At 75.6% G+C, this 14,195-nt stretch carries 12 protein-coding genes and 1 riboswitch; of the genes, 9 read left to right on the top strand and 3 right to left on the bottom strand.

The genetic code is table 11. The annotated features are described in order from the left end of the window. Positions 1–72 precede the first annotated feature (72 nt). Positions 73–780 (bottom strand): class II aldolase/adducin family protein, encoded by a 708-nt coding sequence (locus ABZ945_RS23995; RefSeq protein ID WP_361273035.1) that lies wholly within the window; start codon positions 778–780, stop codon positions 73–75. Between the two features lie 218 nt (positions 781–998). Here ABZ945_RS23995 and ABZ945_RS23990 point away from each other — a divergent pair, with 218 nt between their 5' ends. The 9 genes from ABZ945_RS23990 to cobC all read left to right on the top strand — a co-directional run bounded on the left by ABZ945_RS23990 (position 999) and on the right by cobC (position 11,458). Beyond that, positions 999–2,288: an inorganic phosphate transporter gene (locus ABZ945_RS23990; protein WP_361273032.1), complete on the top strand. Its 1,290-nt coding sequence runs from the start codon at positions 999–1,001 to the stop codon at positions 2,286–2,288. A gap of 19 nt (positions 2,289–2,307) precedes the next feature. Next, positions 2,308–2,529: a hypothetical protein gene (locus tag ABZ945_RS23985; RefSeq protein ID WP_248634653.1), complete on the top strand. Its 222-nt coding sequence runs from the start codon at positions 2,308–2,310 to the stop codon at positions 2,527–2,529. A 220-nt stretch (positions 2,530–2,749) separates the two neighbouring features. Next, positions 2,750–2,833, top strand: a riboswitch (cobalamin riboswitch). Positions 2,834–2,934: 101 nt separating this feature from the next. After that, complete coding sequence (locus ABZ945_RS23980; protein ID WP_361273029.1) at positions 2,935–3,972, top strand: cobalamin biosynthesis protein; 1,038 nt, start codon at positions 2,935–2,937, stop codon at positions 3,970–3,972. Then, entirely contained in the window at positions 3,969–5,510 is a 1,542-nt protein-coding gene (locus ABZ945_RS23975; RefSeq protein WP_361273026.1) for a cobyric acid synthase, read from the top strand. The genes ABZ945_RS23980 and ABZ945_RS23975 overlap by 4 nt, the downstream gene beginning before the upstream one ends. Before the next feature lie 88 nt (positions 5,511–5,598). Next, positions 5,599–7,665 carry a putative cobaltochelatase gene (locus ABZ945_RS23970; protein ID WP_361273024.1) on the top strand — a complete coding sequence of 689 codons (2,067 nt, stop codon included), beginning with the start codon at positions 5,599–5,601 and terminating at the stop codon, positions 7,663–7,665. A 52-nt stretch (positions 7,666–7,717) separates the two neighbouring features. Further along, positions 7,718–8,317 (top strand): cob(I)yrinic acid a,c-diamide adenosyltransferase, encoded by a 600-nt coding sequence (gene cobO, locus ABZ945_RS23965; RefSeq protein WP_248634657.1) that lies wholly within the window; start codon positions 7,718–7,720, stop codon positions 8,315–8,317. Further along, the gene (locus ABZ945_RS23960) at positions 8,311–9,660 is read left to right on the top strand and encodes a cobyrinate a,c-diamide synthase (RefSeq protein ID WP_361273020.1); all 1,350 of its coding nucleotides are present in this window, start codon (positions 8,311–8,313) and stop codon (positions 9,658–9,660) included. Before cobO ends, ABZ945_RS23960 begins: the two co-directional genes overlap by 7 nt. Continuing rightward, complete coding sequence (locus tag ABZ945_RS23955; protein ID WP_361273017.1) at positions 9,657–10,178, top strand: cobalamin biosynthesis protein; 522 nt, start codon at positions 9,657–9,659, stop codon at positions 10,176–10,178. Before ABZ945_RS23960 ends, ABZ945_RS23955 begins: the two co-directional genes overlap by 4 nt. 221 nt (positions 10,179–10,399) lie before the next feature. Further along, positions 10,400–11,458 (top strand): Rv2231c family pyridoxal phosphate-dependent protein CobC, encoded by a 1,059-nt coding sequence (gene cobC, locus ABZ945_RS23950; protein ID WP_361273014.1) that lies wholly within the window; start codon positions 10,400–10,402, stop codon positions 11,456–11,458. Positions 11,459–11,536: 78 nt separating this feature from the next. Here the strand turns inward: cobC and ABZ945_RS23945 are convergent, their stop codons facing one another. Together ABZ945_RS23945 and ABZ945_RS23940 are read right to left on the bottom strand one after the other, a co-directional pair. Further along, positions 11,537–12,487 (bottom strand): SCO1860 family LAETG-anchored protein, encoded by a 951-nt coding sequence (locus ABZ945_RS23945; RefSeq protein ID WP_361273011.1) that lies wholly within the window; start codon positions 12,485–12,487, stop codon positions 11,537–11,539. Positions 12,488–12,964: 477 nt separating this feature from the next. Continuing rightward, the gene (locus tag ABZ945_RS23940) at positions 12,965–14,050 is read right to left on the bottom strand and encodes an amidohydrolase family protein (protein ID WP_361273008.1); all 1,086 of its coding nucleotides are present in this window, start codon (positions 14,048–14,050) and stop codon (positions 12,965–12,967) included. Positions 14,051–14,195 lie beyond the last annotated feature (145 nt).

Here is a 14,195-nt window from a genome sequence, read left to right as displayed (position 1 = left end):
GGCTCGGGTCACACCGACCGTGTGCCCGTCGCCGCCGCTCCGACTCCTCCGCCGCTCCGACTCCTCCGGGGCTCAGGCGCCGTCCGGGTCCGCGGCGGGCTGGCCGTAGGTGCGCAGCCGGGTGGCGACGTCGGCCAGCTGGGCCTCGGTGAGGAGGGCGGGGGTGCGGCCGGGGACGGAGGAGGCGGTGAGCCAGACGCGGCACATCCACTCCAGCTGGGCGGTGCGGTCGTAGGCCTGGTCCAGGGTGTCGCCGTGGGCGAGGGTGCCGTGGTTGCGCAGAAGGCAGGCGCTGCGCCCTTCGAGGGCGGCGCGGGTGTGGGCGGCCAGCTCCTCGGTGCCGTAGGGGGCGTAGGGGGCGACCCGGACCGGGCCGCCGAGGGCCGCGGCCATGTAGTGGATCAGCGGCAGCTCGTCGACGAGTGTGGAGACGGCGGTGGCGTGCACCGCGTGGGTGTGGACCACCGCGCGGGCGGAGGTGGTGCGGTAGACCTCCAGGTGGAAGGGGAGCTCGCTGGTGGGGACGAGCCTCCCGTGCGCCGGGTGGCCGTCGAGGGTGACGGCGAGCAGGTCGGCGGCGGTGAGCCGGTCGTAGGGGACGCCGGTGGGGGTGACCAGCACCAGGTCTCCGACCCGTACCGAGACATTGCCGGAGGTGCCGACCACCAGCCCGTCGGCGACGGTGCGGCGGGCGGTGGCGACGAGGTCGGCCCAGGCCCGCGCCAGCGGCTCCGGGACGGGGAGGGAGGGGTCGGAGGCGGGCGAGGGGGCGGAGGGCATGGGGGTGATCCTGCCATTCGGCGACCGTGACGCTGAGTGAGGGGATGGGGGCCGGTAGCCATACCCGGTGCTGGGGGCACCCGGCCCGGCTCCGCGGCGGTAACCGGAATGGACCACTCCTAGTTGGGGTCACCATGAAGCCCGGCTCAGTTCACCTTCCGTTCACTCAGGTTCCCTACGTTCACCAAGCCACTGACGTCGAACGATTGCCTGGGTTGATGGAACACTTCACGCTGCTGCTCGCCATTGTGGTCGTGACAGCTCTCGTGTTCGATTTCACAAACGGTTTCCACGACACCGCCAACGCGATGGCGACGACCATCTCGACCGGCGCGATGAAGCCCAAGGCGGCGGTCGCCATGTCCGCCGTGCTCAACCTGGTCGGCGCCTTCCTCTCGGTGGAGGTCGCCAAGACGATCTCCGGCGGCATCATCAACGAGAACGGCATCGAGACCTCGGTCATCTTCGCGGCGCTCGTCGGCGCCATCCTGTGGAACCTGCTGACCTGGCTGCTGGGCCTGCCGTCCAGCTCCTCGCACGCGCTGTTCGGCGGTCTGATCGGCGCGGCCGTGATGTCCGCCGGTTTCTCCGCGGTCAACGGCGGCACCATCGTCACCAAGGTCCTCATCCCGGCCGTCGCCGCCCCGCTGGTGGCCGGTATCGCCGCGATGCTCGCCACCCGGCTGACGTACCGCATCGGCGGCACCACCCAGAACAAGTCCACCTCCAAGGGCTACCGCGCCGGCCAGATCGCCTCCGCGGGCCTGGTCTCGCTGGCCCACGGCACCAACGACGCGCAGAAGACCATGGGCGTCATCACCCTGGCCCTGGTCACCGGCGGCGTCCTCGCCCCCGGCGCCAACCCCCCGATGTGGGTCATCGTCTCCGCGGGCGTGGCCATCGCGCTGGGCACGTACCTCGGCGGCTGGCGCATCATCCGTACCATGGGCAAGGGCCTGACCGACCTCCAGCCGCAGCAGGGCTTCGCCGCCCAGACCAGCGCCGCGACGGTCATCCTGGCCTCCTCCAACCTCGGCTTCTCGCTCTCCACCACCCAGTCCTGCTCGGGTGCGGTGATGGGCGCCGGCCTCGGCCGCAAGGGCGGCATGGTCCGCTGGTCGACCGCCACCCGGATGTTCGTCGCCTGGGGCCTGACCCTGCCGGCCGCCGGCGCGGTCGCCGCCGTCGCCGAGCTGCTCACCAAGCAGGGCACCTGGGGCGTGGTGGTCACCGCCGCGCTGCTGATCGCCGGCTCGGGTGCCATCTGGCTGGCCTCCCGCCGCGAGCCGGTGGACCACACCCACGTCACCGGCGACGAGATCCCGGCCGGGGCCACCACCGGGACCGGCCCGGCCGCCGAGCCGGAGCCCGCCGGGGTCATCACCGCCGCCATCGCGGCCGTCTCCCCGCCGCCGGCCGGCCCCACCTCCGCGGTGGGCGGCCACGCGCCCGAGCTGGCAACCGCCGGCTCCTCCTCCCACACCCCGGCGCCCGCCGCCACCGTCTGAGCCTCCGAGGAAACCGCACATGAAGATCGACTGGGCCGCACTCGGCACCGTCTTCGGCGTCAGCCTCGCCGCCACCATCGCCCTGGTGGGCCTGTTCACCCTCGGTATCGCCGGTCTCTCCCGGCACGAGGCGGCCGGTGCCCGCGGCGGCTCCGCCACCCTGGCCCGCACCGGCGCCTTCGCCTGCTTCGGTCTCTGCGCGGCGGCCGTCTCGTACGGGATCTATCTGATCGTCGTCTGAGCACACGGCCCCAGGACATCGAGTGGAGCGGAAGGGCCCCGTCCCCCGCTCCTCCGGCGCCCCGGGAGGCCCAGCCGCCTCCCGGGGCGCCGCCGTGTCACGGCCCGCGCCACCACCCGCCGCACGGCCCGCCCCGGCGGACGGTCTCGCAGGTCAACGGCGAGTTGACGGGCGTTCGCGGGGCGTGGTGGACTGCCGGGGCCATTGACGGCGGCACACGAGAGGAAGCCCGGTGAGAGCCCGGCGCGGTCCCGCCACTGTGAGCCCGATCCGCGCCCGCGCGGCCCGGGTGAGCCAGGAACTCTCGCCGCCGGACACGTCGAACCAGGGCGCGGACCCTGAGTGAGGACCTGAACCCCATGCCGGGCCGCCCTGCCCCGGGGTCGAGAGCGTCGGGCTCCCCCGATGCGCGCTGACCCCACCGCCTCCCCCGCCCTCGACCCCGTATCCCTCCGCCCCGCCGTCTTCGCCGTCGGCGCGGCCGCCGGACTGCTGGTCGACGCACTGCTCGGCGACCCCCGCCGGGGCCACCCGGTGGCCGCCTTCGGGCGCGCCGCGGCCGGGGTCGAGCAGGCGCTCTGGCGCGACCACCGCGGCTGGGGCGCCCTGCACACCCTGCTCTGCGCCGGGGGCACCGCCGGTGGAGTCGCGCTGGCCGCCCGGGCGGTACGCGGCCGGCCCGCCGCCGCCACCGCGCTGACCGCCGCCGCGGTCTGGGCCGTGGTCGGCGGCACGACGCTGGGCCGGGAGGCCCGGGCGATCGGCGGCGCGCTGGACGCCGGGGACCTGGAGGTCGCCCGGGAGCGGCTGCCGCATCTGTGCGGACGCGATCCGCAGGCGCTGGACGGCCCGGCGATGGCCCGCGCGGTGGTGGAGTCGGTCGCCGAGAACACCTCCGACGCGGTGGTCGGCGCCCTGGTGTGGGGCGCGCTCGCCGGGGTGCCCGGGCTGGCCGGGTTCCGGGCGGTGAACACCCTGGACGCCATGGTCGGCCACAAGTCGCCGCGCTACCGCCGGTTCGGCTGGGCCTCGGCCCGGCTGGACGACCTGGCCGGCTGGCCCGGCGCCCGGCTGACCGCGCTGCTGGCCGCCGCCATGGGCGGGGACCCGGCCGGGGCGGTACGGGCCTGGCGGGCCGACGCGCACCGGCACCCGAGCCCCAACGCGGGCCCGGTGGAGGCCGCCTTCGCCGGGGCGCTCGGCGTACGGCTGGGCGGCACCCTCTCCTACGGCGGGCGGGTCGAGCACCGCCCGGTGCTGAACGAGGACGGGCGGGCCGTGCAGACCGCCGACATCGAACGGGCGGTACGGCTCTCCCGCCGGGTCTCCCTGGGCGCCCTCGCGGTGTGCGCGGGCGGCCGGCTGGCGGTGGCGGCGGCCCGTACGCGACATAAGAGCGGCCGGCCGACGGCTCGCGGGCGGCGGAAGGCGGGTACGGCATGAGCGGCGGCGGGCCCGGGACGACGGGGGGCACACGGGGCGGCGGGCTGCTGGTCGCGGGGACGACCTCCGACGCGGGCAAGAGCGTGGTCACCGCCGGGATCTGCCGCTGGCTGGTGCGCCAGGGCGTGAAGGTGGCGCCGTTCAAGGGGCAGAACATGTCCCTGAACTCCTTCGTGACGAGGGAGGGCGCCGAGATCGGCCGCGCCCAGGCGATGCAGGCCCAGGCCGCCCGGGTGGAGCCGACCGCGCTGATGAACCCGGTGCTGCTCAAGCCCGGTGGCGACCGCTCCAGCCAGGTGGTGCTGATGGGCAAGCCGGTGGGCGAGATGAGCGCCCGCGGCTACCACGGCGGGCGCCAGCGGGACCTGCTGGAACCGGTGCTGGACTGCCTCCAGCAGCTCCGCGACACCCATGACGCGGTGATCTGCGAGGGCGCCGGCAGCCCCGCCGAGATCAATCTGCGCCGTACCGACATCGTCAACATGGGCGTGGCCCGGGCGGCCCGGCTGCCGGTGCTGGTGGTCGGGGACATCGACCGGGGCGGGGTGTTCGCCCAGTTCTTCGGCACCACGGCGCTGCTGGCGCCCGAGGACCAGGAGCTGGTCGCGGGCTATCTGGTCAACAAGTTCCGCGGCGATGTGACCCTGCTGGAGCCGGGGCTGGACATGCTGCTGGGGCTGACCGGGCGGCGCACCTACGGCGTGCTGCCGTACGCGCACGGGCTCGGCATCGACGAGGAGGACGGACTGAGGCTGTCGCTGCGCGGCGCGGTCCGCGAGTCGGTGTCCGCCCCGCCGCATGGCGAGGACCTGCTGCGGGTCGCGGTCTGCGCCGTACCGCTGATGTCCAACTTCACCGATGTGGACGCGCTGGCCGCCGAGCCGGGGGTGCTGGTCCGCTTCGTGGACCGGCCGGAGGAGCTGGCCGACGCCGACCTGGTGGTGGTGCCCGGCACCCGCGGCACCGTCAAGGCGCTGGCCTGGCTGCGTGAGCGCGGGCTCGCCGGAGCGCTGGCCCGGCGGGCCGCCGAGGGGCGGCCGGTGCTCGGGATCTGCGGCGGCTTCCAGCTGCTCGGCGAGCGGATCGAGGACGAGGTGGAGTCCCGGGCCGGTCTGGTGGACGGGCTGGGACTGCTGCCGGTACGGGTGCGGTTCGCCCGCGAGAAGACCCTCGCCCGGCCGTCCGGCACCGCGCTGGGCGAGCCGGTGGAGGGCTACGAGATCCACCACGGGGTCGCCGAGGTGCTGGGCGGCGAACCGTTCCTGGACGGCTGCCGGGTCGGCGCGGTCTGGGGCACCCACTGGCACGGCTCGCTGGAGAGCGACGCCTTCCGGCGGGCGTTTCTGCGCCGGGTCGCCGAACAGTCCGGCCGCCGTTTCGTACCCGCCCCGGACACCGCCTTCGGGACGCTGCGCGAGGAGCAGCTCGACCGGCTCGGCGACCTGATCGAGGAGCACGCCGACACCGGTGCGCTCTGGAAGCTGATCGAGAACGGGCCGCCGGCCGGCCTGCCGTTCGTCCCGCCGGGGGCGCCGTGAGACCCCCGGCCCCCGTGAAGCGTTTCCGTATCCCCGTCCGCCGTATCCCCGTCCGCCGCATCCGCGTCAGTGAAGGGAGCGCCCGCTGATGGCCTCCGTCCCCTATCCGTTCACCGCCGTCGTCGGCATGGACGACATGCGGCTGAGCCTGGTGCTCAACGCCGTCTCCCCCGCGATCGGCGGGGTGCTGGTCCGAGGTGAGAAGGGCACCGCCAAGTCGACGGTGGTCCGCGGGCTGACCGCGCTGCTGCCCGCGCTGGAGGTGGTCGCGGGCTGCCGGTTCTCCTGCGCGCCGGACTCCCCCGACCCCCAGTGCCCGGACGGGCCGCACGAGCCCGGCCCCGGGGTCTCCCGGCCGACCCGGCTGGTCGAGCTGCCGGTGGGCGCCTCGGAGGACCGGCTGGTCGGCGCGCTGGACATCGAGCGGGCGCTGTCGGAGGGCGTGAAGGCCTTTGAACCCGGTCTGCTGGCGGCCGCCCACCGCGGCATCCTCTATGTGGACGAGGTCAACCTGCTCCACGACCACCTGGTCGACCTCTTGCTGGACGCCGCCGCGATGGGCGCCTCCTATGTCGAGCGGGAGGGCGTCTCGGTCCGGCACGCGGCCCGGTTCCTGCTGGTCGGGACGATGAACCCGGAGGAGGGCGAGCTGCGGCCGCAGCTGCTGGACCGCTTCGGGCTGACCGTGGAGGTGGCCGCCTCCCGCGAGCCGGAGCAGCGGGTGCGGGTGGTGCGGCGCCGACTGGCGTACGACGAGGACCCGGCCGCCTTCGCCGCGCGCTGGACCGCCGAGGAGGGCGAGCTACGGGAGCGGATCGCCGCCGCCCGGGCGCTGCTGCCGAGTGTGCGGCTCGGCGACGGGGCGCTGCGGCAGATCTCGGCGACCTGCGCCGCCTTCGAGGTGGACGGGATGCGCGCCGACATCGTGATGGCCCGTACCGCGACCGCGCTGGCCGCCTGGGCGGGCCGCACCGAGGTGGACTCCGACGACGTACGGCAGGCCGCGCTGCTGGCCCTGCCGCACCGCCGCCGGCGCAACCCGTTCGACGCGCCCGGGCTGGACGAGGACAAACTCGACCAGACCCTGGAGGAGTCGAAGGGCGACGATGACCCGGAGCCCGACCCGGACCCGGGTGACGGCGGTCCGGACGGCGGCCCCGATGGCGGCGGCCCCGGTGGAGTTCCCCCGCAGGGCGGCCCGCAGGAGGGCGGCCCGGCCGAGGGCGGTACGCCGGAGGGGCGAGCCGACGAGTCCGCCGAGGCCCCGGCCGGACAGGCCCCGGCCCCCGCTCCCTCCCCCGCCGCCGAGCAGCCCGCCGCCTCCGCCGCCGAGCCGTTCCGCACCAAGGTGCTGAGCGTGCCGGGGCTGGGCGAGGGGGCGCAGGGGCGGCGTTCCCGGGCGCGTACCGACCATGGCCGGACCACCGGCGCGCGCCGCCCGAACGGGGCGCTGACCAAGCTGCATCTGGCGGCGACCGTGCAGGCGGCCGCCCCGCACCAGCGGGCCCGCGGCCGGTCCGGGCCCGGTCTGGTGGTACGACGGGACGACCTTCGGCAGGCGGTCCGGGAGGGGCGCGAGGGCAACCTGGTGCTGTTCGCGGTGGACGCCTCCGGCTCGATGGCGGCCCGCAAGCGGATGGGCGCGGTCAAGGGCGCGGTGCTGTCCCTGCTGCTCGACGCCTACCAGCGGCGGGACAAGGTGGGCCTGGTGACCTTCCGCGGCTCCGGCGCCGAGCTGGCGCTGCCGCCCACTTCCTCGGTGGACGCGGCCGCCGCCCGGCTGGAGCGGCTGCCCACCGGCGGCCGCACCCCGCTGGGGGCCGGGCTGCTGAAGGCCCATGACGTGCTGCGGGTGGAGCGGCTGCGGGACCCGGCGCGGCGCCCGCTGCTGGTGGTGGTCACCGACGGGCGGGCCACCGGTGGCCCGGAGCCGCTGAAGCTGGCGGCCCGGGCGGCCGGGCTGCACGCGGCCGAGGGGATCGCCTCGGTGGTGGTGGACTGCGAGACCGGCCCGGTGCGGCTCGGGCTCGCCGCCGAACTGGCCCGTTCGCTGGGCGGCACCGCGGTCACCCTGGACGAGCTGCGGGCGGACGCCATCGCCGGGCTGGTCCGGGACGCCCGCGGGGACTCCCGGGGCGCGGGCAGGGCCGCCTGATGCCCCGTACCGGAATACCGGACACCGACCTCATGGACAGGAGCGTGGCGTAGTGCCGCAGGGACAGCCGGCCGTCGTACCGCAGGACGGCCTCACCACCCGCCAGCGCCGCAACCGGCCGCTGGTGATGGTCCACACGGGCATCGGCAAGGGCAAGTCCACGGCCGCGTTCGGGATGGCGCTGCGCGCCTGGAACCAGGGCTGGCCGGTCGGGGTGTTCCAGTTCGTCAAGTCGGCGAAGTGGAAGGTCGGCGAGGAGAACGCGCTCAAGGTGCTCGGCGCCTCCGGTGAGGGCGGCCGGGTGGACTGGCACAAGATGGGCGAGGGCTGGTCCTGGATCCAGCGGGACTCCGAGCAGTCCAACGAGGAGAAGGCCCGGGAGGGCTGGGAGCAGGTCAAGCGGGACCTGGCGGCCGAGACGTACCGTTTCTACGTCCTGGACGAGTTCGCCTATCCGCTGCACTGGGGCTGGGTGGACACCGCGGAGGTGATCGAGGTGCTGGCGAACCGGCCCGGCACCCAGCATGTGGTGATCACCGGGCGCAACGCCCCGGCCGAGCTGTGCGAGTTCGCCGACCTGGTGACCGACATGTCGAAGGTCCGGCATCCGATGGACGCCGGGCAGAAGGGCCAGCGGGGCATCGAGTGGTAGCACGTCTCGTCATCGCCGCGCCCTCCTCGGGCGCCGGCAAGACCACGGTGGCGACCGGTCTGATGGCCGCGTTCGCCGGCCGCGGGCTCGCCGTGTCCCCGCACAAGGTGGGCCCGGACTACATCGACCCGGGCTACCACGCGCTGGCCACCGGCCGCCCGGGCCGCAACCTGGACGCCTTCATGTGCGGTACGGGTCTCATGGCGCCGCTCCTGGCGCATGGCGCGGCGGGGGCGGACCTGGCCGTGGTCGAGGGTGTGATGGGGCTGTTCGACGGGGCCTCCGGGCAGGGCGAGCTGGCGTCCACCGCGCAGGTGGCCAAGCTGCTGCGGGCCCCGGTCGTCCTGGTGGTGGACGCCTCCTCGCAGTCCCGGTCGGTGGCCGCGCTGGTGCACGGTTTCGCCTCCTGGGATCCGGAGGTGCGGATCGGCGGGGTCATTCTCAACAAGGTGGCCACCGACCGGCACGAGCATCTGCTGCGGGAGGCGCTGGGCGGTTCCGGGGTGCCGGTGCTGGGGGTGCTGCGGCGCGCCCCGGCGGCGGCGACGCCGTCGCGGCACCTGGGCCTGGTGCCGGTGGCCGAGCGGCAGGCGGCGGCGGTGGAGGCGGTGGCCGCGCAGGCCGAGCAGGTACGGGCGGGCTGCGACCTGGACGCGCTGCTGGCCCTGGCCCGTAGCGCTCCCCCGCTGTCCGCGCCCGCCTGGAGCCCGGAGTCGGAGGCCCCGGCCGATCCTCCCCGGGAGCGCCCGGTGGTGGCGGTGGCCGGCGGGGCCGCGTTCACCTTCTCGTACGCCGAGCACCCCGAGCTGCTGGCGGCGGCCGGTGCCGAGGTGGTGCCGTTCGACCCGCTGCGGGACGAGGAGCTGCCGGAGGGCACCCGGGGGCTGGTGATCGGCGGCGGCTTCCCCGAGGTGTACGGGGCGGAGCTGTCCGCCAACGAGCGGCTGCGCAAGGCGGTCGCCGAACTGGCCCGCTCGGGCGCCCCGGTGGCCGCCGAATGCGCCGGACTCCTCTATCTGGCACGGTCGTTGGACGGTCGGCCGATGTGCGGGGTGCTGGACGCGGACGCCCGGATGACCGAGCGGCTGACCCTGGGCTACCGGGACGCGGTGGCACTGGGCGACAGCCCGCTGGCGGCGGCCGGGACCCGGATGCGCGGCCATGAGTTCCACCGCACGGTGCTGGAGCCCGGCGCGGGGCCTTCCCCGGCGTGGGGACTGAGGCAGCCGGAGCCGCGGGTGGAGGGCTTCACCCGGGGCGGGGTGCACGCCAGTTATCTGCACACCCACTGGGCGGCGGTGCCGGGCACGGCCCGCCGGTTCGTGGAGCACTGCGCCCCATGAGCAGCCCGGAGGATACGGGGGCCCTGTTCGTCGGGGTCGGGGCGCGGCGCGGGGTGACCGCCGCCGAGGTGCTGGAGCTGGTCGCCGAGGCGCTGGCGGGCGCGGGGCGCGCGGTGTCCGGCGTTCTGGCGCTGGCCACCGCCGAGGAGAAGGCCGCCGAGCCGGGGATCGCCGAGGCGGCCGAGCATCTCGGAGTGGCGCTGCTTCCGTTCCCCGTACGGGAGTTGGCGCCCATCGCCGTACCGAACCCGTCCGCCGAGGTGGCGGCGGCGCTCGGCACCCCCTCCGTCGCGGAGGCGGCGGCATTGGCGGCCGCGGCGGCCGAGGCCCGGGGGCCCGCCGCCGTGGAACTGCTCGTTCCCAAGCGGGTGTCCCGGTCCGGGCGGGTGACCTGCGCGGTCGCGCGCGGGCGGTTGTCGAACCAGGGACGCGGGTACACGGGCGAGGAGGAACCGGGCTCGTTAGGGTCTCCCGTCCAGGAGGCCCTGGCCCCCCGGCAGGCACCGGCTCGGCGGTAGGGCCCCGCCGAGCGGCCGCCTGGCGGGAGGGCCCGACGGCAGGCGCCGGCGCACCCTGTACGCGTACCGGCGCCTGGCAGGCAACAAGCACCTGGTAGACGTACGAGCACCTGGTAGACGTACCGCACCGACCCGCACCGGAGAACTGCCGGCGACCGCCGGTCCCCTGGACCACCCGCACCAGCCCTCCCCCACTTCCGTCACCCACCCCCCAGGCGGCCATGTACTCCCACCCCCACACCCCCGATCTGCGGCACCACGGTGACGCGGAGGTCAGAGACGAGAAGCTGGTCGATCTCGCGGTCAACGTCCGGTCGGACACCCCACCCGACTGGCTGCGCGAGCGCGTGGCCGCCTCCCTCACCGGGCTCGCCGCCTACCCCGACGGGCGGGCCGCGCGGGCCGCGGTCGCCGAGCGGCACGGGCTGCCGGCCGCCCGGGTGCTGCTGACCGCGGGCGCGGCCGAGGCGTTCGTCCTGCTGGCGCGGGCGCTACCGGTGCGCCGGCCGGTGGTGGTGCACCCGCAGTTCACCGAGCCGGAGGCGGCACTGCGGGACGCCGGGCACGAGGTGCACCGGGTGCTGCTGCGGGCCGAGGACGGCTTCCGGCTGGATTCGGCCGCGGTGCCGGAGGACGCCGATCTGGTGGTGGTGGGCAATCCGACCAACCCGACCTCGGTGCTCCATCCGGCTGCCGTGCTGGCGGAGTTGGCGCGGCCGTGGCGGACCCTGGTGGTGGACGAGGCCTTCCTCGACGCGGTGCCGGGCGAACGGGAGGCGCTGGCCGGGCGGACCGATGTCCCGGGGCTGGTGGTGCTGCGCAGCCTGACCAAGACCTGGGGGCTGGCGGGGCTGCGGATCGGCTACGTCCTGGCGGATCCGGGGACGGTGGCCGCGCTGGAGCGGGCGCAGCCGCTGTGGCCGGTGTCCACGCCCGCGCTGGCGGCCGCCGAGGCCTGTATGAGCCGGGAGGCGCTGGCGGAGGCGGCTGAGGCGGCCCGGCGGGTCGCCCTGGACCGGGAGCATCTGCTGGCCGGGCTGGCGGAGTTCGACGAGGTCACCACGGTGCCGGGGGCCGAGGGGCCGTTCGTGCTGGTCCGGATCGAGGGCGCGGACGCGGTACGGGAGCGGCTGCGCGCCCTGGGCTTCGCGGCCCGCCGCGGGGACACCTTCCCGGGCCTGGGCCACCAGTGGCTGCGGCTGGCGGTGCGGGACCGGGTCACCACCAACCGCTTCCTGCTGGCCCTGGACCAGGCGCTGGTGATGGCCGCGGGTCGGTGAGCGGCGACTGAGCTGTGGGGCCATGGGGCTGTCCTTCCCCGAGGATGGGACGGGGCAGCCCCGATGGCCCCGGGCGGGTCAGCCCTGGCGGTTGGCGCGGGCGCGGCGGGTCAGGGCCAGGGCGCCGCCGCCGGCGGCGAGCAGGGCGAGGGCGCCGCCGGCCAGGTAGGGCGTCAGTGAGCTGCCGCCGGTCTCGGCCAGCCCGGCCTTCTCCGGCTCGGCGCCGGTCTGCGGCCTGGGGTCGGCCGGGGTCGGGTCGGCCGGCTCCGGGGTGGGGGCGGTGGAGGCGGGGGCCTTGGGGGTCTCGCACGTGGCCTCGGCGAGCACCACCGAGCCGTTCACCTCGGCGACGTTGAGCTTGAGCGGGTTGACGGAGACGTCGAGGGAGAGTGCGGTGGCGGCCGCGGTGCGCGAGGTGGTGGCGGTCCTGGAGAGCTGGAGTGTCACCTCGCCGACCCCCGGTACCTCCACGCGGGTGGGCCCGCCGGCGCTCAGCGTGGTCCGCTTGCCGAGCACGGTGACGCTGCCGAGTACATCGGCCTCCGCCACCGGCCGCTTGCCCGTCTCGCAGAGTGCCCGCGAGGTGACCTTCTCCAGGTGCAGCAGGGAGAGCAGGGGCAGGCCGGGGACGTTCAGCCGGGCGTCGGCCAGCTCGGCGCGGCCCTCGGCGCGCCGCTTGTCGGCGGTGGCGGAGGCGGTGGCCACCGCGGCGCGCAGCACCTGGACCGGTCGGCCCTGGTCGACACCGTCGAGGGTGACGGTGAGCGCGGTCTTCTCGGCGCTGGCCGGGGCCTGCACCTCGTTGAGGGTGGCGGCCAGCGGCACCCGTACGGAGCCGCCGAGCAGGGCCACGTCGAGGTCGGTACGGAGCACCACGGCGCTGGAGCGGCCCTGGTCGCCGCCGGTGGCGTACGCCGTGGGCGCGGCGAGGGCGGCGGGCCCGGCGGTGAGGGCCAGGGCGGCCGCCACGGCGGCGGTGCGGCGTACGGCGGGCGTGCGGAGGGTGCGGGTGCAGGTGTCGCTGTTCATGGGGGTGGGACTCCCGGGAAAGACAGGGCAGGGGTCGCCGGCGCCGGATCCACGGGGACACGTGGAGGCGGCGGCGACCGGGACACCCGGATTCTTTACGCACGGAGAGTGAACCGGCCCACACCTGCGGTGAGTTCACCCCAAAGTATGGTTTCCGGCCGGGCTTTCGAATCCTCGCGGCTCCTGCGGAGCAGACGTTCGCTCGCGTCCCGCGTGTCATGCTCGGGGCCCGTAGCGGGCGTTGAGTGGGAAACGAGACAACTCGGGTGTTCGTCACGCCCGGTCAACAACCGGCCGCTCAGGCACCGGTGTCCGCAGCGGAGGGCAGCCGGGTGGCCGGTCGGCCGTGGCCGCGGACGGCAGTTCTCGCCGGGGCGAGCCGGTGGTCGCTGGGAGGGACCGTCTGTTCGTCCGTATGCCGGTCGCCTGTCCTCACCGGACGCACCGCCTGTCCGTCACCGAGCGGCGCGCCGTCCGTCACTGGACCACCCGGCCGTTGACGATGACCCGGCGGGGCGCGGCCAGCACCCGGACGTCGGCGCGCGGGTCCTCGCCGTAGACGACCAGGTCGGCCGGGGCGCCCTCGTCCAGCGCGGGGCGGCCCAGCCAGGACCGGGCGCGCCAGGTGGTGGCCGACAGGGCGTCCAGCGGCGGGATGCCCGCCCTGACCAGTTCGGCCACCTCGGCGGCGACCAGGCCGTGGGCCAGCGAGCCGCCCGCGTCGGTGCCGACGAAGACCGGGATACCGGCGTCGTAGGCGGCGCGCACGGTGTCGTAGCGGCGCTCGTGCAGCCGCCGCATATGGCCCGCCCAGTCCGGGAACTTCGCCTCGCCGGAGTCCGCCAGCCGCGGGAAGGTGGCGATGTTGACCAGGGTGGGCACGATGGCGACGCCGCGCTCGGCGAAGAGCGGGATGGTCTCCTCGGTCAGCCCGGTGGCGTGCTCGACGCAGTCGATGCCCGCCTCCACCAGGTCCCGCAGCGACTCCTCGGCGAAGCAGTGCGCGGTGACCCGGGCGCCCAGCCGGTGCGCCTCCGCGATGGCCGCCTCGACCTCAGTGCGCGGCCAGCAGGCGGCGAGGTCGCCGGTGCCCCGGTCCAGCCAGTCGCCGACCAGCTTGACCCAGCCGTCCCCGCGCCGGGCCTCCCGGCCCACGTACTCGACCAGGTCGGCGGGCTCGATCTCATGGGCGTAGTTGCGGATGTAGCGCTTGGTGCGGGCGATGTGCCGGCCGGCCCGGATGATCTTCGGCAGATCGTCCCGGTCGTCGATCCAGCGGGTGTCGGCCGCCGACCCGGCGTCCCGGATCAGCAGGGTGCCGGCGTCCCGGTCGGTGAGCGCCTGCTTCTCGCTGGTCGCCTCGTCCACCGCGCCGTGCGCGTCCAGCCCGACGTGGCAGTGCGCGTCCACCAGTCCGGGCAGCGCCCAGCCGCGTACGGTCACCGCCTCCACGGCGCCGGGCGGCCGCTCCCAGGTGATCCGACCGTCCACGGCCCAGACCTCGTCGCGTACGTCCTCCGGCCCGGCGAGGACCCGGCCCACCACATGCAGCACCGTGCTCATGACCGCACTCTACGAGGGGGGCGCGCGCCCGCGACAGGGCCACCGGAAGGCCGCGGTCGGGCAGGGGGAGGGGGCGCCGGGGCGCGCTGGGTAGGCTCGGACGGCCCGCACAGCCCCCGGACGATCCCCGACAGCCCCGACAGCC

It is taken from the genome of Streptomyces sp. NPDC046887 (assembly GCF_040644755.1).
In the GTDB taxonomy this organism is placed as follows: domain Bacteria; phylum Actinomycetota; class Actinomycetes; order Streptomycetales; family Streptomycetaceae; genus Streptomyces; species Streptomyces lichenis.
The sequence above is the reverse complement of the archived record's forward strand: the minus strand, read 5'-3'. Positions and strand labels throughout refer to the sequence as shown.